Source organism: Bacteroides salyersiae WAL 10018 = DSM 18765 = JCM 12988 (assembly GCF_000381365.1).
GTDB classification, from domain to species: Bacteria; Bacteroidota; Bacteroidia; order Bacteroidales; family Bacteroidaceae; genus Bacteroides; species Bacteroides salyersiae.
Genome location: NZ_KB905466.1, coordinates 1,740,221 through 1,757,793, shown reverse-complemented (window position 1 = coordinate 1,757,793; position 17,573 = coordinate 1,740,221). Strand labels below are relative to the sequence as shown.

General features: G+C 37.4%; 21 protein-coding genes. 1 reads left to right on the top strand and 20 read right to left on the bottom strand.

Features of this window, described 5'->3' with window-relative positions; all coding sequences use genetic code 11:
- Positions 1-11: 11 nt before the first annotated feature.
- The 8 genes from HMPREF1532_RS06730 to HMPREF1532_RS06690 all read right to left on the bottom strand — a co-directional run bounded on the left by HMPREF1532_RS06730 (position 12) and on the right by HMPREF1532_RS06690 (position 7,841).
- Positions 12-1,133 (bottom strand): aspartate aminotransferase family protein, encoded by a 1,122-nt coding sequence (locus HMPREF1532_RS06730; protein WP_005926711.1) that lies wholly within the window; start codon positions 1,131-1,133, stop codon positions 12-14.
- A 117-nt stretch (positions 1,134-1,250) separates the two neighbouring features.
- Positions 1,251-2,219, bottom strand: a complete 969-nt coding sequence (gene argC, locus HMPREF1532_RS06725; RefSeq protein WP_005926708.1) for an N-acetyl-gamma-glutamyl-phosphate reductase — start codon at positions 2,217-2,219, stop codon at positions 1,251-1,253.
- 113 nt (positions 2,220-2,332) lie between these two features.
- Positions 2,333-3,529: an argininosuccinate synthase gene (locus tag HMPREF1532_RS06720; RefSeq protein WP_005926705.1), complete on the bottom strand. Its 1,197-nt coding sequence runs from the start codon at positions 3,527-3,529 to the stop codon at positions 2,333-2,335.
- 117 nt (positions 3,530-3,646) lie between these two features.
- Positions 3,647-4,201, bottom strand: a complete 555-nt coding sequence (locus tag HMPREF1532_RS06715; RefSeq protein WP_005926702.1) for a GNAT family N-acetyltransferase — start codon at positions 4,199-4,201, stop codon at positions 3,647-3,649.
- Positions 4,202-4,235: 34 nt separating this feature from the next.
- Complete coding sequence (gene argR / locus HMPREF1532_RS06710) at positions 4,236-4,709, bottom strand: arginine repressor (protein ID WP_005926699.1); 474 nt, start codon at positions 4,707-4,709, stop codon at positions 4,236-4,238.
- A gap of 284 nt (positions 4,710-4,993) precedes the next feature.
- Positions 4,994-5,377 carry a hypothetical protein gene (locus HMPREF1532_RS06705; RefSeq protein WP_148301677.1) on the bottom strand — a complete coding sequence of 128 codons (384 nt, stop codon included), beginning with the start codon at positions 5,375-5,377 and terminating at the stop codon, positions 4,994-4,996.
- A 199-nt stretch (positions 5,378-5,576) separates the two neighbouring features.
- A complete protein-coding gene (locus HMPREF1532_RS06700) occupies positions 5,577-6,137 on the bottom strand; it encodes a hypothetical protein (RefSeq protein WP_005926693.1) in 561 nt (186 codons plus the stop codon).
- A gap of 633 nt (positions 6,138-6,770) precedes the next feature.
- The gene (locus HMPREF1532_RS06690; RefSeq protein ID WP_167556080.1) at positions 6,771-7,841 is read right to left on the bottom strand and encodes an RHS repeat domain-containing protein; all 1,071 of its coding nucleotides are present in this window, start codon (positions 7,839-7,841) and stop codon (positions 6,771-6,773) included.
- A 912-nt stretch (positions 7,842-8,753) separates the two neighbouring features.
- Here HMPREF1532_RS06690 and HMPREF1532_RS06685 point away from each other — a divergent pair.
- Positions 8,754-9,974, top strand: coding sequence for an IS256 family transposase (locus HMPREF1532_RS06685; RefSeq protein ID WP_240043655.1), 1,221 nt, complete (start codon positions 8,754-8,756; stop codon positions 9,972-9,974).
- A gap of 128 nt (positions 9,975-10,102) precedes the next feature.
- Here HMPREF1532_RS06685 and HMPREF1532_RS06680 read toward each other — a convergent pair whose 3' ends face one another.
- The 12 genes from HMPREF1532_RS06680 to HMPREF1532_RS06620 form a co-directional block, all read right to left on the bottom strand.
- On the bottom strand, positions 10,103-10,999 hold the full coding sequence (locus HMPREF1532_RS06680) for an Rpn family recombination-promoting nuclease/putative transposase (protein ID WP_005926682.1): 897 nt from the start codon (positions 10,997-10,999) through the stop codon (positions 10,103-10,105).
- 94 nt (positions 11,000-11,093) lie between these two features.
- On the bottom strand, positions 11,094-11,363 hold the full coding sequence (locus tag HMPREF1532_RS06675) for a hypothetical protein (protein ID WP_005926679.1): 270 nt from the start codon (positions 11,361-11,363) through the stop codon (positions 11,094-11,096).
- Positions 11,364-11,428: 65 nt separating this feature from the next.
- Complete coding sequence (locus HMPREF1532_RS06670; RefSeq protein WP_005926676.1) at positions 11,429-11,893, bottom strand: hypothetical protein; 465 nt, start codon at positions 11,891-11,893, stop codon at positions 11,429-11,431.
- A gap of 79 nt (positions 11,894-11,972) precedes the next feature.
- Complete coding sequence (locus HMPREF1532_RS06665; RefSeq protein ID WP_005926673.1) at positions 11,973-12,440, bottom strand: hypothetical protein; 468 nt, start codon at positions 12,438-12,440, stop codon at positions 11,973-11,975.
- A gap of 84 nt (positions 12,441-12,524) precedes the next feature.
- On the bottom strand, positions 12,525-12,884 hold the full coding sequence (locus tag HMPREF1532_RS06660; RefSeq protein ID WP_005926670.1) for a DUF6984 family protein: 360 nt from the start codon (positions 12,882-12,884) through the stop codon (positions 12,525-12,527).
- 68 nt (positions 12,885-12,952) lie between these two features.
- The gene (locus HMPREF1532_RS06655) at positions 12,953-13,300 is read right to left on the bottom strand and encodes a hypothetical protein (RefSeq protein WP_224203746.1); all 348 of its coding nucleotides are present in this window, start codon (positions 13,298-13,300) and stop codon (positions 12,953-12,955) included.
- The gene (locus HMPREF1532_RS06650) at positions 13,287-13,517 is read right to left on the bottom strand and encodes a type 2 periplasmic-binding domain-containing protein (RefSeq protein WP_005926666.1); all 231 of its coding nucleotides are present in this window, start codon (positions 13,515-13,517) and stop codon (positions 13,287-13,289) included. Before HMPREF1532_RS06650 ends, HMPREF1532_RS06655 begins: the two co-directional genes overlap by 14 nt.
- A 22-nt stretch (positions 13,518-13,539) precedes the next feature.
- The gene (locus HMPREF1532_RS06645) at positions 13,540-14,442 is read right to left on the bottom strand and encodes a hypothetical protein (RefSeq protein ID WP_229103545.1); all 903 of its coding nucleotides are present in this window, start codon (positions 14,440-14,442) and stop codon (positions 13,540-13,542) included.
- Between the two features lie 287 nt (positions 14,443-14,729).
- Entirely contained in the window at positions 14,730-15,230 is a 501-nt protein-coding gene (locus tag HMPREF1532_RS06640; protein ID WP_005926662.1) for a hypothetical protein, read from the bottom strand.
- Positions 15,231-15,887: 657 nt separating this feature from the next.
- Entirely contained in the window at positions 15,888-16,118 is a 231-nt protein-coding gene (locus HMPREF1532_RS06630) for a DUF7336 domain-containing protein (protein WP_224203749.1), read from the bottom strand.
- Between the two features lie 13 nt (positions 16,119-16,131).
- Positions 16,132-16,563 carry a hypothetical protein gene (locus tag HMPREF1532_RS06625; RefSeq protein WP_005926654.1) on the bottom strand — a complete coding sequence of 144 codons (432 nt, stop codon included), beginning with the start codon at positions 16,561-16,563 and terminating at the stop codon, positions 16,132-16,134.
- Between the two features lie 6 nt (positions 16,564-16,569).
- Entirely contained in the window at positions 16,570-17,568 is a 999-nt protein-coding gene (locus HMPREF1532_RS06620) for an RHS repeat-associated core domain-containing protein (RefSeq protein ID WP_005926651.1), read from the bottom strand.
- Between the last annotated feature and the right edge of the window lie 5 nt (positions 17,569-17,573).

The following is a 17,573-nucleotide window of genomic DNA, read 5'->3' as shown; positions in this document are numbered from 1 at the left end:
CATTTTTATTGTTAAAGTACTTTCTTGAATCTGATGAGGAATTCATCTGCTTCTGCTTTGCTGAGGCAGAGAGGGGGTAATAGTCGGATAACATTTGTTCCACTGGCTCCGGTGAATACTTTCTGTTCATGGATGAGACGGCTGCGAATTTCTTTTACCGGCTGTTCGAACTCCATGCCAATCATAAGTCCGCATCCGCGTACTTCTTTGATTTGTGGGAATTTTTTCAATTCTTCCAATAAGTAAGCACCGATGTTGGCTGCATTTTCGATCAGACGATCTTGCTCAATGACGTCCATAACTGCTAATGCCGCAGCACAGGCCAAGTGATTTCCTCCGAAAGTCGTTCCTAACATACCGTAAACCGGTTTGAACATCGGGCTGATGAGTACACCGGCCATTGGAAAACCATTGGCGATACCTTTGGCTACTGTGATAATGTCGGGTTTGATCCCTGCATATTGGTGCGCAAAAAATCTACCGCTACGTCCGTAGCCACTTTGAATTTCATCAAGGATAAATACGGTCCCATTCTCTGTACATGCCTTACGTAGCTCTTGCAAGAATTCTGCAGTCGGTATTTTAATACCTCCTACTCCCTGAATACCTTCGATGATAACAGCACAGACATCTCCTTTGGCCAGTTCGGCTTTCATTGCTTCCGTATCGTTCAGAGGAAGATAAGTGATATGTCCGTTCGCATTGATGGGAGCGATAATTTTAGGATTATCGGTCGCTTCTACAGCCAGTGAAGTACGTCCGTGGAAAGCTTTGGAGAAAGAAATCACTTTGGTCCGTCCGGTATGGAAAGAGGCCAGTTTCAAGGCATTTTCGTTTGCTTCCGCACCACTGTTGATCAGGAATAGTGAGTAATCGTCATAACCGGAAATCTTTCCCAAGCGTGCAGCCACTTCCTGTTGCAGCTTGTTGATAACCGAGTTGGAATAAAAGCCGAGTTTTGCCACTTGGCTGCTAATCATCTCTATATAGTGCGGATGGGCATGTCCGATGGAGATAACGGCATGGCCTCCGTAGAGGTCGAGATATTCTGTTCCGTTTTCATCCCATACATGGCAACCTTTTCCTTTTACTATGTTTATGTCGAATAAAGGATATACATCGAATAGGTTCATGATGATATTTACGATTTTATGATTTACAATTAGACGATTGGAGTTACTACTATTAATTTTACGATTTACAATTGAAGTAACTCCAATCGTCTAATTGTAAATCGTCCAATCGTCAATCTAAAAAGCCGATGGCTTTAACCGGAGACCTACCGTCTCTTCCAGATTGAACATCAGGTTCATATTGTGTACTGCTTGTCCGCTGGCACCTTTCAACAGGTTGTCGATGCATGAGATAATAAGCAGCTTATCTCCGTGTTTCTCCAGATGTATCAGGCATTTGTTGGTGTTGACCACTTGTTTGAGATCGATGTTTTTGTCTACGATGTGTACAAATGAGTCTTTTGCGTAATATTCCTCATACATGCGTACGATTTCTTCCAATGCTACTTTGGTTTTTACCACTAACGTGGCAAAGATACCCCGTGGAAAATCACCCCGGTAAGGGATAAAATCAATCTCTGAGTCGAAACTGTTTTGAAGTTGTTTCAGCGATTGTTTGATTTCGGGTACATGTTGGTGGTCAAAGGCTTTGTACACACTCATGTTGTTATTACGCCAACTGAAATGACTGGTGGCACCAGGTTTTACTCCCGCTCCCGTGCTTCCTGTGATAGCATTTACCATGATGTCGTCATTCAGCATCAAGTGTTTGGCCAATGGAAGAAGTCCTAATTGGATGCAGGTTGCAAAACATCCCGGATTGGCTACATGCTTGGCCGTACAGGTGGCACGACGGTTCAATTCTGGCAATCCGTAGATGAAGTCATGATCCGGTGATGCGATACGATAATCCATTGAAAGATCGATAATTTTCAGATCTTCCGGTATATTATGGCTTTCGATAAATTTCTTTGTATCGCCGTGGGCGGTACAAAAGAAAAGTACGTCGATTTCTTCCAGAGGAAGTGCATCGGTAAAAGTCAGATCACATTCTCCGTAGAGTCCTTCGTGTACATCGGTAATCTTATTACCGGCATTACTGCTGCTGTTGATAAATACTATTTCTGTCTCGGGGTGATTGATAAGTAGGCGGATAAGTTCACCCGCCGTATATCCTGCTCCACCAATAATTCCTGCTTTTATCATAATAGTTGAAAGCTTATTTAGTTGAAAGTTGAAAGTTGAGAATTGAAAATTGGGAGTTGAAAGCTGGCTTGCACTATTGAACTGCATAGTAGCTTTCAACTCTCAACTTTCAACTAAACTTCGTGGTTTGCATAATAAACGCGTAGCGGAGTGGAAGTTACTTTGATAAATCCTTTCGCGTCTTCCGCAGTCCAGCCTTTCTGCATTTCGCCATATTCGCCAAATTTAGTTTTTACTAAATCATCTTCAGATTCTACGCCTACGGTAGAGAAAGACAATGGGCGGAGTTCAAGAATTGCCGTACCGTTTACATTGCGCTGCGACTCCTGCAGCATGGCTTCGATGTCGCGCATTACAGGTTCCAGGTACTGGCTTTCGTGGAGGAACATACCATACCAGTTGGCTACTTGATCTTTCCAGTATTGTTGCCATTTGCTCAGCGTATATTTTTCGAGGAAGCGGTGTGCACCGATAATCAACATCGGAGCGGCTGCTTCAAAACCTACGCGACCTTTAATACCGATGATTGTATCGCCCACATGCATGTCGCGTCCAATACCGTAAGGAGCGCCAATCTCTTCTACCTTCTGGATGGCGGCAATTTTGTCTTCAAAAACTTCTCCGTTTACGGCATGAAGTTCTCCCTGTTTAAATTCAAGACGTAACTGTTCGCTTCCTTCCTTCTGCACCTGTTTCAAGTATGCTGTTTCGGGTAGCCCCTGTGCCGAGTCGAGAATTTCGCCGCCACAGATGGAAGTACCCCACAATCCGACATTATAGGAATATTTCAGTTTGGTAAAGTCTGCACTGAAACCGTTTTTATTCAAGTAGTCTATTTCTTCCTGACGGCTCAATGCCATGTCACGGGTCAATGTGATGATTTCCACACCCGGAGCCAGTACAAGGAAAGTCATGTCAAAACGAATCTGATCGTTGCCGGCACCGGTGGAACCATGGGCGATGGCATCCGCACCGATTTCGTTGGCATAACGTGCGATAGCCAATGCTTGGAATATACGTTCCGAACTGACGGAAATAGGATAAGTACCGTTACGCAGTACGTTTCCGAATATCATGTATTTCAAGCTTTTCTCGTAGTATTCTTGGGTCACGTCCAGTGTAACGTATTTCACAGCTCCTAACTTGTATGCGTTTTCTTCATTCTGTTTCAACTGTTCATCGCTGAAACCACCCGTGTTGGCACAAGCCGCATACACCTCATAACCTTTCTCCTTAGCCAGATACATTACGGTAAACGAGGTATCTAATCCCCCGCTGAATGCAACTACCACTTTCTTTTTCTGTTCCATGATCTTAATAATTAGTTAATGCCCCGATTGTTCTATTGACGATGCGGTACATTATATTATTTTAATTCTTTTCTTTCTCTATTAATTGGCATATTGGCACATTGACCAATCGGCACATTATTCCTCTTCTTTATGTTTCTCCGGATCGTAAAGCATCGCCGTACAAATACAGAATTTCCGGTTTTTGGCTACCAATATATCATGGTTGATACAACCTTCGCAGCCGCGCCAGAATGCTTCGTCATCCGTCAGTTCGTTGAACGTAACGGGTACATAGCCGAGTTCCGTATTCATTTTCATAACGGCGGCACCACTGGTCAGACTGAATATTTTGGCCCATGGCCAACGCAGGCGGGCGAGTTTGAAAGAAGCTTGTTTGATACGTTTTGCCAGTCCCAAACCGCGATAGTCTGGGTGTACGATCAATCCCGATGTCGCTACATATTGTTTATTACCCCACGATTCTATATAAGTGAAACCTGCAAATTTATCTCCCTCCAGGGCGATAATGGCTTTCCCTTCTTTCATCTTGGTTGCAACATATTCGTGTGTACGTTCTGCAATTCCTGTCCCGCGTACTTTCGCTGCATTTCTGATTGTCTCCAAAATAGTGTCAACGTAAACCTCATGTGAGGCGTCGGCTACCATCACATCTATTTTTTGAGTCTCCATTTCTTTAATAAGTGTCGAGTATATAGTTATCTGTTTATTGTATATTCGGAATAATAAGTGACAGGAAGTTTCGTACCATTTTAGGCTCGGCACCTTCACGCAATACAAGCATGATGGTGTCATCGCCGGCAATGGTTCCTAATATATCGCCGAACTCACGATTGTCGATATCATAAGCCATACTGCTGGCGTATCCGGGACGTGTTTTGATTACAGCTATGTTGCCGGAAAACTGCAGGGAGACGAAGCCATTGTTCATTAACATCTCGGTGGCACTTTGGTCACCAACACGTTTGTACATGATGTCATTAGGCAATACGTATACATATTTACCGTTCATGCTGGCTGCTTTGGCTACTTTCAATTGCTTCAAATCACGTGAAAGAGTGGCTTGCGTCAGTTCAAAACCTTCGGCTGCAAGAGCCTGTAACAACTCTTCCTGTGAACCTACCTCTTTGCTTGAGATAATCATTTTGATAGCGTCTAATCGGTTTGCTTTCTTCTTCATCTTGTATAATTATTCTAAGAATGGCGCAAAAGTATGCAATAAATTGGAAAAATGATGCATAAAACCAAACTTTTTTATTCTTTTTATACATAAAAGCGGAATTTATTCAAGAATGGTTTTAATAAAGGGGGATGAAGGTGGCTTGGCTTGGCGACATAACCGATGGAGAAGATTACAAAATTATCTCACCTTCTTGATAACAGCTCCTGTTTTTAGGGTTAAATTAGTTTGGAGCATATATGATGTGTCTTTGATTATTGCATTTCTCTTCTCATGATTTTTAGTTAGCGCGACCGTTTATATATCTCTTTCAAAGTAGGAACCTTTTGTGGGATTTTTGTGTATTTCACTGCATTTAGAATGAAGGATGAATCGGATATAGTTGAATCGGGACCGACTGTGTTATATTCTATTTTATCAATCAATAGATTTCTTCTCTTCAAACTCTTTTTAGGAAATGCTATGCAAGCAGATCTGCTTAGCGAGATTTCGCGAATTAAATATTCATTCTCTTTTGTGTAGTATTCATACATTGGGTTCAAGTATACTGTGTCATTTGTTATTTCCCAATTTCCCATTATCATTTTCCAGTCATCAGGTAAGTGAATCTCAAACATTCTGGGCTTTTCTCTCATGATAAAGTAGGAAATAGCGGTACTGTCTTCCATAGAAGAGCTACGTATGAATAATATGTGAGAAAATTTCGACGCACTTATATGATTCTTCAAACATATTTTGCTGGGTATGGATAATAAACGAGGAAATCTCGTATATCTGTGTGTTTGACAAGACATGATTATAAAACAGCATAACAAGATGGGGATATATTTTTTCATTTAGGTATTATTTAAATTTGTAGTCAAGTATTTATTTATCGTATGAATTCTCTTTTGAGGGGCAGGAAACTTGTTCCCATGTATCTGCGCGCTTTAGCCGACTATATTTTCGTTTGAATTTGGATGCTTTCATTGGAATTCTTAAATATGTTATATTGCTGGGTGAGCTAAAAAGAGATTTAAAGGGTTCCAACTCACCCGTAAAGACAATGGTGAGATCTGTCTTATCAATCAGTTTGTCTCCGTCTATTACGTATTTCTGAGGCATATTAAACCATGTTAATTGATCTTCTGGAAGAATTTCCCGTAATTTTTTTAGAGCCGGATCATCTAATCCGGATTCGTACCGAGGGTACAGATATAATGTATCGTTCATCATATTCCATCCTCCAAACGTGACAGAACCTATTTGGCTGGAGTATTGTATTTCAAAAACCTTAGGTTGTTCCCTTAATATTATATAGGTGTCATCAGCTGCTGCGTTTCGGGGAGATATGTAAATATCCGACATATAAGGCATTCCGATCGGGTTGTAGGTTTGACAGGAGACATTGAAATAGCACAAAATGATAATAAATATATACTTTTTCATTTTTCTTATTTAATTCTTATGTAAGTAACTCCGTTTACTCTAAGGGCAGAATGTGTGACATTTGCCATATTTTGTAATATTTACTTTGTAAATTATTTTTTAGGACAGGAGACTTGTTCCCATGTATCTGTACGCTTTAGCCGACTATATTTCCGTCTGAATTTGGATGCTTTCATTGGAATTCTTAAATATGTTATTTTACTGGGATTACTGAAATGGGATTTAAAGTATTCCAAATCCTCTGTAAAGAGAATACTGTAGTCCGTTCTATCAATCAGTTTGTCTCCTACTATTACGTATTTCTGAGGTATATTAAACAGAGTTAAATTGCTTAGGCGAATTTCCCGTAATTTTTTTAGAGCTGAATGATCTCCGGATTCGTACCGAGGGTACAGATATAATGTATCGTTCATCATATTCCATCCTCCAAACGTGACAAAACCTATTTGACTGGAGTATTGCATCTCAAAAACCTTAGGTTGTTCCCTTAGTATTAAATAAGAGTCATCGGTTGCTGCGTTTCGGGGAGATATGTAAATATCCGACATATAAGGCATTCCGATCGGGCTGTAGGTTTGACAGGAGACATTGAAATAGCACAAAATAATAATAAATATATACTTTTTCATTTTTTTATTTAATTCTTATGTAAGTAACTCCGTTTACTCTAAAGGCAGAATGTGTGACATTTGCCATGTTTTGTAACATTTTTGGGCTGTTTATCTTGATTTCCGGTTCTTTTGTCACATCCATCGGCCCTTTTTGAAGGCGCCCATAAATTTCATCTTCAGCTATTGAAAAAACGGAACGCGGTATTCCACCGAACAAAGCTCCTCTTGCATAAGCGGCTACTTCATCCGATTGATCGTAATAAGGCTGACCATCTTTAAATTCTCCAGTACTAAGTTCTCCTATTTCAAATTGATAAGCATGTTTTAATTCATGGGCAAGCATAGACAGGCCTCCTGTACTTGGAAGTTTAATCTCGAAATTGTTATTTTTAAAATTGAACCCGGCTCCACCTATCGCTGATTCATTTGTGCTTGTAAAATTATCTGTATGTATATCATAAGTTTGATCTGATGCCTTCAATATTGCTATTTCTCCCCTTGCAGCTTCTAATTCTGTATTGTTATCAGTCAGCCTATTGATTTTTCTCTGTAGTTTCCGAATCTCTTTGTCAGAAAGTCCACCTCCATTAATTAAAGCAGTAGCTTTTTCTATCCCGGCAGCATTTCTTGCTATTCTTTTACTTATATCACTGAGAAAATATTTAACTTTTTCCCATGCCCTATCTGTAAATATCATTCCCGTAGGGTCGGTGTATCTTGCTGTATTGTTATTGCAGAATGCATATGGGCTTATCCATGCATACTTTTCTGCCATCGGATCCATGGTCTGTGTTTTCATCAACCATGGATCATACATCCTTGCGTTGAAATCATATTCATTCAATCCGTGCATGCCGATAAACTCTTTCCCTCCGAACATAAACGGTTGGCGTTCCACATTCTTACTGTTCCCTAAGAGAATTCCCGTTGGAGAATACAGCAGTGATTGTAATGCAATCACATTGGATTCCACGCTTTTACTGAGTCTCACATTTCCTAAGTGATCATGCACGTAATAATTGTAAAGATAATATCGTTCTTCGTCACTTCCTAAGTGGTCGGCGGAAATGAAGCCTTCGGGAATCTGGATCATGTACATCTCATGATTGACGTATCCGTTCTTTACTGTCCTGCTTCGGTACATGTAGCTTCCGTCCCACTGATCGGTAGAGATCTCGCATGGATCATCGCTTTTCCAGATAATATCCTGCGGGACTACAATGTTGGTGGTATAGGTCTTATATATCGTTTTTATCTTCCGACCGTCTGCCAAATAGCTGTTGATGATCTGATTGCTATAAGGAGAATATATAACAGTTATTAACTCTGTTGCGAGTGCGAAGATATTTTATTGGGGTTCTTGAAACTGATTTACGAATAATAACTACATGATGAAGATTATGTGTGAAATGATATTGCTTTTGTTGTGATTTAAGATATATGTATGTGCTGAAAAAAAAGATAAAGAGATTATTTGGAAATGAAAATCTGAGACATTTAGAAGGATCTGTAAAAGTCTGGTTATTAATGTACTATGTAATCGGTTAATTGCTCGTAGAGAATCGGCTCGTTCCTCTACGATGAACACTTCGATTCTCTACGAGCAACGGGGTTTTTCTCACCGATAAACAAGCAAAGTATTTATAAAATGAGACAACCTGCATAGATGTAAAAATGGAAACATTAATTAGGTGTAAAGAAAAAGGAGATAGGGTAAAGGGGCTTTTTCGTAAGTTGTTCCATAGCAAATTCGTATATTGTATAACGTTTCTTGTATATGTGGTTATCAGTAAAGAAACTTACCCGTACTAAAAAATAGTTAATGAAATAACAACCAAAGAACGGAGAAAATCACTTAGTGGTGGACTTCGTGCATAAAGATAACAAAAACCTTCTAACTGTAAAAAATAAAGGCACTATAAAATATTTTGTGTAAATGTAAAATACGGGCTTCAGTATGGGTTCCGTATTTTTTATTTAATAGCTTTGCAAAATGAAGAAAATTATGAAAGAGAAGAATCATGTAGTGCCTGATGAGGTATTAAGTAAGGAGTTCCTTAGCCAGTTCAAAACAGAAGCTGATGTCAGCAAGTTTCTGAAGCAGTTACACGCGCAGGTATTGGAGAAAATGCTTGAAGGTGAGATGGATGCCCATCTGGGTTATGAGAAGAATTCGGTTTCCGGTCATAACAGCGGCAATTCCCGTAACGGCAGCTACCCCAAGAAAATCCAAACCGAACACGGTGAAGCGGTCATACCTATTCCCCGTGACCGTAACGGTGAATTCGAGCCCATAGTTGTTCCCAAACACGAGAGTCGTGGGCTTTCCATAGAAAAACTTGTTATCTCCCTATATGCCAAAGGAATGAGCGTGTCCGACATAGAAGAGGAGATGCGTGAAATCTATGAGATAGAACTGTCCACATCAGCCATTTCCATCATCACGAACAAAGTCAATCAAGCTGCTCAGGAATGGCAGAACCGCCCTTTGGACCCGGTCTATCTTATCGTTTGGATGGACGGTATTGTCTTCAAGGTTCGTGACAACGGCAAAATCATCAACAAGACTGTCTATCTCTGTATCGGTCTGAAACAGAACGGCTTGAAGGAAGTCCTTGGCATGTGGGTTGGAAAATCAGAAAGTTCTTCATTCTGGATGGGTGTCCTGACAGATTTGAAGGCCCGCGGAGTGCAGGACATACTGATTACCTGCACTGACAACCTGAACGGATTTACCGACACCATACGTGCCGTATTTCCTCAATCTTCCACGCAAATATGTGTCGTACATCAGATTAGGAACTCCTGCAAATATGTCGTTTACAAGGACAAGAAAGAGTTTACAGCCGATATGAAGAACATCTATAACGCGCCCAACAAGGAGGCTGCTGCCGTGGAACTGGATAATTTGGAAAAGAAATGGGGAGGGAAGTACCCTTATGCCATCCTCTCATGGAGGAATAACTGGGATGACCTGACTGTTTTCTTCCAGTTCCCATTGGAAATCAGGAAAATAATCTACACAACAAACCTCATAGAAAATCTGAATGGAAAAATCAGAAAGTACACTAAATCAAAACTTTCATTCCCTTCGGATGATGCTGTGAAGAAAATGGTATACCTTTCTCTGATGGAGATTGAGAAGAAATGGACAATGCCGATTACTAACTGGGGATTGATTATGAATCAATTTATGCTTATTTTTGAAAACAGAATTCAGATATAAGAGAACTTATAACTGAATCCCGTTTCTATTTACACAAAATTATGGATACTGCCAAAATAAAACGTGTTAGCAAAAAGAGGGCTTTTCTTTTTGCTAACACGTCTATGATAGAGCGGGCCACACTGGTCTTATAAATTCTCTATTTCTTCTACGGATAATCCGGTTCCCTGAACAATCATTTCTGTAGAAAGTCCCATCTTTTTTAAGTTACGGGCTACTTCGATCTGGTTTAGCTTTTTGCCTTCCTGCAATCCTTTCGCACGCCCTTCCGCACGTCCTTCCTGCAATCCTTCCAGTTTAGCTCCGTCCAGCACATCATTCTGAATCATGATAGCATTCAGATGTTCGTCATAGGCATGCCGTTCTTCCGCGGTCATATTATAATAAATGAGTTTCTGTCTGGCTTCTGCAAGTCCCGGTGCTACGGTGTCCGGCCGTATTCTTCCGGTTTTCAAGTATTCTATCCATTCTTCGAGTGGGGTGACAGCGGCTTTGTCGAATTCGTTTACGCGAATTAGAAAATATTCGGGAAATACTTCGGCGGGTAACTTGGTCACTATGGCATCCCTCTCTTTGGTGGTGACCAATAGCTGATCACCGGTATGTACACCTAAAAACGTGTTTTGCCCATGATACAGGTAATTTTCTCCCCTGCCAATATCAAAATAGAGAATGCTGACGGAATATATCTTCTTCACTTCATAATAGCGTTCTCCGAGTGAGATATGCTCGGTAATTGCTTTCGCCACTCCATAAAGGATGCGTTCGAGATAATACAATTCACGAGTGTTTTGTATTTCCACAATGATGATTTCTCCTTTGCTGTTCTTCGCCTTGATGTCTGCACGGTTGAACTTGTCATCAGCAGTCAGTTGATTGTTTTCACTTTCGAGGATTTCCACTATTTTCACCTCTTCATTCAGCAGTACCGTCAGCAGCCCTTCGAGTACCCCAAAATTGGCTTTCTGGCGCAACAGTCGTTTAATTGCCCAGTCAAATCGGATATAGCGGTCCATTGTTTCCATAATCATCGTTTTTTATGTATCACAAAGATAGGTTTTTCTATTCGAAGTAACGCAGAAGTTCGTGTGAAATGTTTCTGTGTGGGTATTATAATTTTTACTTCTTATGATTTTGATAGATTTCAATCAGGCTATTACAAATTTTTTGTAAGTCATAAAGGTGATTTTTATTGTTTGAATTATAATCAAGACCCATTTCATTCATAAGAACATTTTCCAAATATTCCATCAATTCTTGCCGATTTGGAAGCAAATGGAGAATCATAGGGATGTATCCTTTGTATTCGTCCGTTGCTATGTTTTCGCCAACTCCAATAGGATCCCATTTTGCTAAAATATGATTTATGTCTTCCGAAACTTTATCCATAAGCTATTTTCACATTCTATAAATTGCTTAACTATTATGCAGGCTTAGGTACAATTGTAGATATGTTATAAATTCACTCGATATTTAGTTCCATCCATTGATAAGGAGATTCCTTCTCTCTCATTCTCAGAAAGATTGGCAATGGTAGATTCTATCTCTTTGGTTCGTTGAATGATAGTAAAATCAATAGTCCTAAAAGAAAAACTTCCTTCTAAAAAATTAATTCTACAAGCGTATTCTTTAGTACCTTTGGACAAAACTGATATATTGTGAGGTACTTGTTCTGAAATTATTTCCATACTATCAATGATTAAAGTCGTATTCATGACGATGTCTATATTTACATCCCATACATTGGAAAATACAAAAGTGCATGGGGATATATGTAAACGATATGTTCCATTTTGTAGCTTCCATGAAACGATCCAATCTACATCCATCAATAATTTGTGGCTTTCAGAAAGGATTCCCCAAGCATAGACTTTACAGTCATGTAAATTCAATTCTTTGAAATCTAGATATTCACACATAGCTTTCTTTTTTAGATAATCCGTTTTGGGTGGTATTGGGTATACATCTTTTCTTTAATATAAGCATGAGGAGTTGGTATTATATAATCTTATGTAGTTCGAAATGTGTATTTTCAATACGGAAAACTCTTTCCATATTGTTATTGTCCAACACAAGAACATATTTAAACGGAGGTGCTACAGTGTAAAAACCTGCTCTAAATCCTACAAACTTTTCAAATGAAAAGATGGAATTATTAATTTTTTCATTTGTTAATAGATCTGTTCCGTGATGAATGAATACTGAAAGATAGTGAGTTGCGGCTATATTGATATCGGTTATTCTACTGCTTATACCATTAAAATCTGCTCCATCTCCATAAACTTCCAGGTATTCGTTTAATGGCAGAATTTTTCTCTCAACCAATAATTCCCAATTTGCCTGCATCCAATCATTTATTGAATCTTCATTTGATGTATAAGTTCTTTCCGATAACAATGGAATAACATAGTTCCAACTTGCATTTAAGAAATCGGAAAAAGATTTGATTATTTCGTTGGCATTCATGGGTATTGATTATTTAAATGAGCAATTGAGAATAAAAATTCATCAGTAGCGAGTGTCTTTTATCGAAACCGCCTACTTCTCGCTTTATTTTTTCGGTATTTGGTTTGAATATTCAACATCCTCAAAATGAGAAGGAATCATCTCCAATTTACTAAAATCAACTTTCCATATATCTAATTCGAAAAGTTCGTTATCTTTATCTAAATATAAAGAGGCTATTACTGGCACTCCATCAATATCTTTAAATTGGCATTCGCTAACTTGCACCCCAAAATGGCGTTCTTTGTTGAGCGTATTGTGTGGGAACAGTGTTAAACTCCCCATTTTTCCATCATGTAAAGGAGATACTAATAAATCATTTTTCCAATTAGAAGGAATCTTTATATTTGAACGCGAAATCAACTCTTCCAAAAGTTTTTCTTCTTGCAGGTTTAATTCTCTCATATGGTTTGATATTACGAATTTGTTTTATATTATATCTTGATTTACTGTATAAGCTAATATTTTTTTGTCTAAAAAGCGTCAATCAACATGTCTAAGATTTCACCTTCTTTTGTCAATTTGTAATGCCTGTCAAATCCTTTTCTTTGTAATTGCAAATTTGCCCAATCTCTTATTTGATCAGCTATATCATCATTAACTTCAATCAAATAGACATTCTCTTTTTTATCGATTCTCAATTTTAGCATTAAACAGGTATTGCCTTTTATGAAATTATCATATAAATAGTTCATCTGATTTTGATTCAATCTAATTCTCATTTTTTGCTTCTTAAAGTTATTTATTGTGTGAGTTGATGCTTCTGGTAATTCTTTACTTATCTCTATAAAAAAAATACCTTGGATTTTAATTATCTTCACTTTCTTGCCAAATATCCATAGGAACTCCATATTCCTCCAGTGCAACTTCTTTACACAAGGAGCTGTCGTCCTGTAAGTAATCCGCAATGCATTTGCCTTTTTGAAAAACATATAAATATACCCCTATTTCTGGAAAATCATTTTTGATTATAAATTTCATGTGATTATAAATAGCTTTCATATTTTCAATTTTGTTAAATTGGTTGATTAGGGACATATATGGGATGTTTTCTTGATTTTTATTGATGGTGTGTGCCGGGATGTTCCTTTATCGATTGTAACCATTTCAGATACATCTTTTCGGGCATTTTGCGATAACCTAACTGATGGATATGTGAATAAATATTTTCTGCTTTCCGATAATAATTTTCATTTTTTGTTTTCGTAAACATCTCGAATAATGTTTCTGCTTTAAGTAATAAAGCGTTAATATAATTAGGAAATGCTTCCAAGGTACGATTGCAGCATTGCAGTATGAATTCCGGTTCGTAGGTAGAAGTGAACTTATGCTTATAACCTTCAGCCAGATCCGTCATACAAATAGCAACTGTAGCTTTCAAAGAAAGTGTATCCATATAAATACCGTTTCGAATAGCGTCGGTATGGATATATCCGGAAGCTTTTATCCATACGTCAGTAGGAAATTGTCCCGAAGTCAGTTCCACATTATACCAACCGTCGGCTTGGTTGTGTAGTTTGATGTAAGCGTGATTGGGCGCTAATGCCAACCACGATTTCTCACCCAATTCTTCGGTCAGCAGTTTGTAGAATAGGGGTAATGAGTGACAATTCCCTTTACGTGTAACCATTAAAGTAGAGACAAACATGTTGCTCCATTCTTTTTTGCCTGCATAATCATCAAAATTATATTGGAAAGGTAAATGGTATAATAAGGTAGTGTCGGAAACGTGTACCGGAATTGTATCTGTCATCATCCGAAAGATAGCAGCATGAGTGTTAACTGAATGAAAATCAGTATGATTATAACTGATTAACTTATTTGTAGAGAGTGACTTGATAAAAGATGTGAATTGCTGTAAACTATTCTCGAATCTATAGTGGCTTAGATTACCGTCAAAGTAGGCATTTTCAGTTGTAAATATAGCTTCTTTCAAATTCAACTCTTTTTTGCCTGTTAACATTGAGTCTATCTTATTATAGCTGGTATAATAGAAATTGTCAACTTGTGCAAATGCTTTATTAACAATAAATAAAAAGCATATTAAAAATCCTGTTTTTGTCATTAAAGTTTGTTTTTAATAAATTCTCATAAATATTGGCTATATTGTAACTCAATATCCCGTTCCTTTATACTTTTGAACCCTTTTTCCCATCTGTATTCATCTGCAAATATCTCAGTTACAATGAAACAATCGCGCGAATATTCTTTGAATTCCGATTGTAATGTTTGGTTGTAAATTATCCCTTTTCAAAACGAGGGATAATTTATGGAATATCTATAATCTTTTATCAGTTCTAAAAGAACGAATGGACTTACTATCAATCCAATATATGATTTTTGATATTCTTTTTCTAATTTTCCTACATATTTCTGTTTTTCATTAATTCGCCACACCCACCATTCTGTAGAGACTGTTATAGGCTTTTCGCCAGGTTTTACTCCATAATCGTTTGTGCTTCTGAATAATATATGATTGGTTTCTCCAATATTCTTGTTATTACCAATTTTGTTCCAAAGGTTCATCTTTATACCTGCTTTTGTTGTACAATGTATATAAAAATCTATTTCACCGCTTACTATTTTTGATAAGTCAGGATTTGAATTTATTGGATATCGTTCCTTAAATACTCTAATAACATCACTATTTAGTTGTGTTAAATCATAAGCTATTAATTGAAAATATTTTTTAGTTTTCTCGTCTGTTTTTGCAGAGAAAACATCTCCTATTTTTGTATATATTCTTACCATAGTTTTGACCGTTTTTATAGAAATATACTAAATCTTTTATTTGGAAATAATTTTATTTGATCCCATATTGTCCCCAATATTTAGGCGCTATGGAATTGATTTTATTGAAAAGCAATCCTCCATTTTTTCCTAAACCATATTGATTTATTAAAGTTTGTTCCCAAATCCTTGCTTGAATTTGAGTTAAATTAGTAGCTCCTGAAACCACTTGATAATTCAATGTTGCTCTTGCAGTGTTTGAATTTAAATGCTCAGTGAATCTAACAGTAGGACTTCTCTATTCTAACCGGTATAATGGAAATGATCTTTGTCATCGATTTCAATAGGGTCTCATTTTGCTAAAATACGATTTATGTCTTCCGAAACTTTATCCATAAAAGATATTGTCGCACTCTATAATTTTTAGTAAATATTGGCAATATTATAATTCAATATCCCGTCCCTTTGTACTTTCGAACCCTTTTTTCCATCTATATTCATCTGCAAATATCTCAGTTACAATGAAACAATCGCACGAATATTCTTTGAATCCCGGTTGTAACATTCGGTCATTTATTATCTCTCTCACTTTATCTAATGAAGAAAAAAAAACGATAGACAATTCTTCATATCCTACACGGGTCGGATGCCTATAATCTAATTTGTAAAACTTGTCCATTAGTAATATATTGTTGTAAATCCTTCTTTCCAATTAGAGAAATCTATTTCTACATGATATAATTCAAAATTCTTTTTAGGAAATTTATTAAATCCTGGAAGATACCTCAATTCCTCAATAACTTGTCTGGCTTTCCTTGCTGTGGAAAATAATCCTATGAACTTTTCTTCATCTTTATTTGCTTGCTCATCTTCATAAACATGATACAAGGCATAATATACTTTTTTCATAATATGAAAATAATCATTGGTTCCAAACATATATCATGCCATCATGTCTAATAGAAACAATCCAAGAATAACTTTCATCAAATAGATCTATATCATCAACACTAGGAAACCAAATATCATAAAAATAAGTGGAAAAGTCATTAAATTTCATTTGATCTATGTTATCAAAACGAAACCAATTAATATATACTTTAAAAGTGACATCTTTATCTAAGTGTTGAAATATTTTTTTTATATTAAAATCTTGTTCGTTATTTGCATCGAAATTGTTGATGTAAATTTCATTTCTTCTTATCTCGTTAACTAATTTTAAATCGTTGTCTACTTGAAAATCAAAAAAGAATTTCTTTTTTATGACTTCGCATTCTCTAATAGTTAAATGTTTAAAAGAAGGAAATGGTTTATTATATTCCTGTTCGTATAATTTTATTTTAAAAGAATCCATAATATGTCATTTTATAATTATTGGTATAGCACCTTCTATTCCTCCATTTCCTCTTTTTCCTTTAGTGTAATCCCAGTAATTGATATGGGGTTGGGATTCTGGGGTGCCTTCTTGGGCATTAGGATGAGCTGGATCTAAACGATACCCTTTTTTACTATCTCCTCTTTGCGGGCTACCAAATTTTCCTTCACTTTTGGGTAAACTTTCTTCTGGAGATAAACCTATTATTTCCTTTGCTTTTTTTAAAGCGGCTTTCGTTTCGCTGATACTTTTTTTCCCTCTATTATATCCTGCATCTTGATTTTGTTTTCCATTAGCCATTAAAACGACACCTGTTCCTGCAGTGGTTGCACCTGCTTTAATCAATACGGCACCAGCACTAGCTACGGGTACCCCACCAATCGCTAAACTACCACCACTACCAACAGTAGCGGTAACTCCGACTGCTACTGCCCCAGTTCCGACAGCCATACCTGTGCCACCGGCTTTTATCATTCCTTCTCCAATTAATATGGATGCATTATCTATTCCTTGTAGTGCATCATTATAGTCGGAAGGGTCATTGGGAGTATAAGTATCTCTTAAAGTACCACTACCGGGAATAATGTTTGTGACAAGGCCTATTCCGTAACCAACAACAACATCCCAACCATCTTGACCATTCGGATCAATAAATCTAATAGGATTATTATTGCAATATGCGTACGGGCTAATCGAATAATACCTTTCTGCATGAGGATCAATCGAAATAAACCGGCTGACCGTTTGAATATCCATAACGGTATCTAAAGTATCAGATTCAGCCGGTCCTACTATTTTATTTGTTTTTGTATCAAACTTGACAGAACCAATTTCTATGATCCGATCCTTATCGTGAAATTCATCAAAACGTCCATTACTTAAAGTGGCCATTTTCGGCTTGTAGCCGTAAGTGGCAAAAGGGTTTTGTGCATATCCTGTCAGTAGCGTGAGCAGGAACAGTAGTAAGGTGCTAATTCGTTTCATACACA

Excerpts from the sequence above, each read along its gene's own strand:
- HMPREF1532_RS06640 (WP_005926662.1), bottom strand. The coding sequence starts at position 15,230 with ATGGTAAGAATATATACAAAAATAGGAGATGTTTTCTCTGCAAAAACA.
- argC (WP_005926708.1), bottom strand. The coding sequence starts at position 2,219 with ATGATAAAAGCAGGAATTATTGGTGGAGCAGGATATACGGCGGGTGAA.
- HMPREF1532_RS06680 (WP_005926682.1), bottom strand. The coding sequence starts at position 10,999 with ATGGAAACAATGGACCGCTATATCCGATTTGACTGGGCAATTAAACGA.
- HMPREF1532_RS06685 (WP_240043655.1), top strand. The coding sequence starts at position 8,754 with ATGAAAGAGAAGAATCATGTAGTGCCTGATGAGGTATTAAGTAAGGAG.
- HMPREF1532_RS06715 (WP_005926702.1), bottom strand. The coding sequence starts at position 4,201 with ATGGAGACTCAAAAAATAGATGTGATGGTAGCCGACGCCTCACATGAG.
- HMPREF1532_RS06730 (WP_005926711.1), bottom strand. The coding sequence starts at position 1,133 with ATGAACCTATTCGATGTATATCCTTTATTCGACATAAACATAGTAAAA.
- HMPREF1532_RS06645 (WP_229103545.1), bottom strand. The coding sequence starts at position 14,442 with ATGTTAACAGGCAAAAAAGAGTTGAATTTGAAAGAAGCTATATTTACA.
- HMPREF1532_RS06670 (WP_005926676.1), bottom strand. The coding sequence starts at position 11,893 with ATGTGTGAATATCTAGATTTCAAAGAATTGAATTTACATGACTGTAAA.
- HMPREF1532_RS06630 (WP_224203749.1), bottom strand. The coding sequence starts at position 16,118 with ATGAAAAAAGTATATTATGCCTTGTATCATGTTTATGAAGATGAGCAA.
- HMPREF1532_RS06650 (WP_005926666.1), bottom strand. The coding sequence starts at position 13,517 with ATGTCCCTAATCAACCAATTTAACAAAATTGAAAATATGAAAGCTATT.
- HMPREF1532_RS06625 (WP_005926654.1), bottom strand. The coding sequence starts at position 16,563 with ATGGATTCTTTTAAAATAAAATTATACGAACAGGAATATAATAAACCA.
- argR (WP_005926699.1), bottom strand. The coding sequence starts at position 4,709 with ATGAAGAAGAAAGCAAACCGATTAGACGCTATCAAAATGATTATCTCA.
- HMPREF1532_RS06675 (WP_005926679.1), bottom strand. The coding sequence starts at position 11,363 with ATGGATAAAGTTTCGGAAGACATAAATCATATTTTAGCAAAATGGGAT.
- HMPREF1532_RS06720 (WP_005926705.1), bottom strand. The coding sequence starts at position 3,529 with ATGGAACAGAAAAAGAAAGTGGTAGTTGCATTCAGCGGGGGATTAGAT.
- HMPREF1532_RS06700 (WP_005926693.1), bottom strand. The coding sequence starts at position 6,137 with ATGAAAAAGTATATATTTATTATCATTTTGTGCTATTTCAATGTCTCC.
- HMPREF1532_RS06665 (WP_005926673.1), bottom strand. The coding sequence starts at position 12,440 with ATGAATGCCAACGAAATAATCAAATCTTTTTCCGATTTCTTAAATGCA.
- HMPREF1532_RS06620 (WP_005926651.1), bottom strand. The coding sequence starts at position 17,568 with ATGAAACGAATTAGCACCTTACTACTGTTCCTGCTCACGCTACTGACA.
- HMPREF1532_RS06690 (WP_167556080.1), bottom strand. The coding sequence starts at position 7,841 with ATGATCCAGATTCCCGAAGGCTTCATTTCCGCCGACCACTTAGGAAGT.
- HMPREF1532_RS06660 (WP_005926670.1), bottom strand. The coding sequence starts at position 12,884 with ATGAGAGAATTAAACCTGCAAGAAGAAAAACTTTTGGAAGAGTTGATT.
- HMPREF1532_RS06705 (WP_148301677.1), bottom strand. The coding sequence starts at position 5,377 with ATGGAAGACAGTACCGCTATTTCCTACTTTATCATGAGAGAAAAGCCC.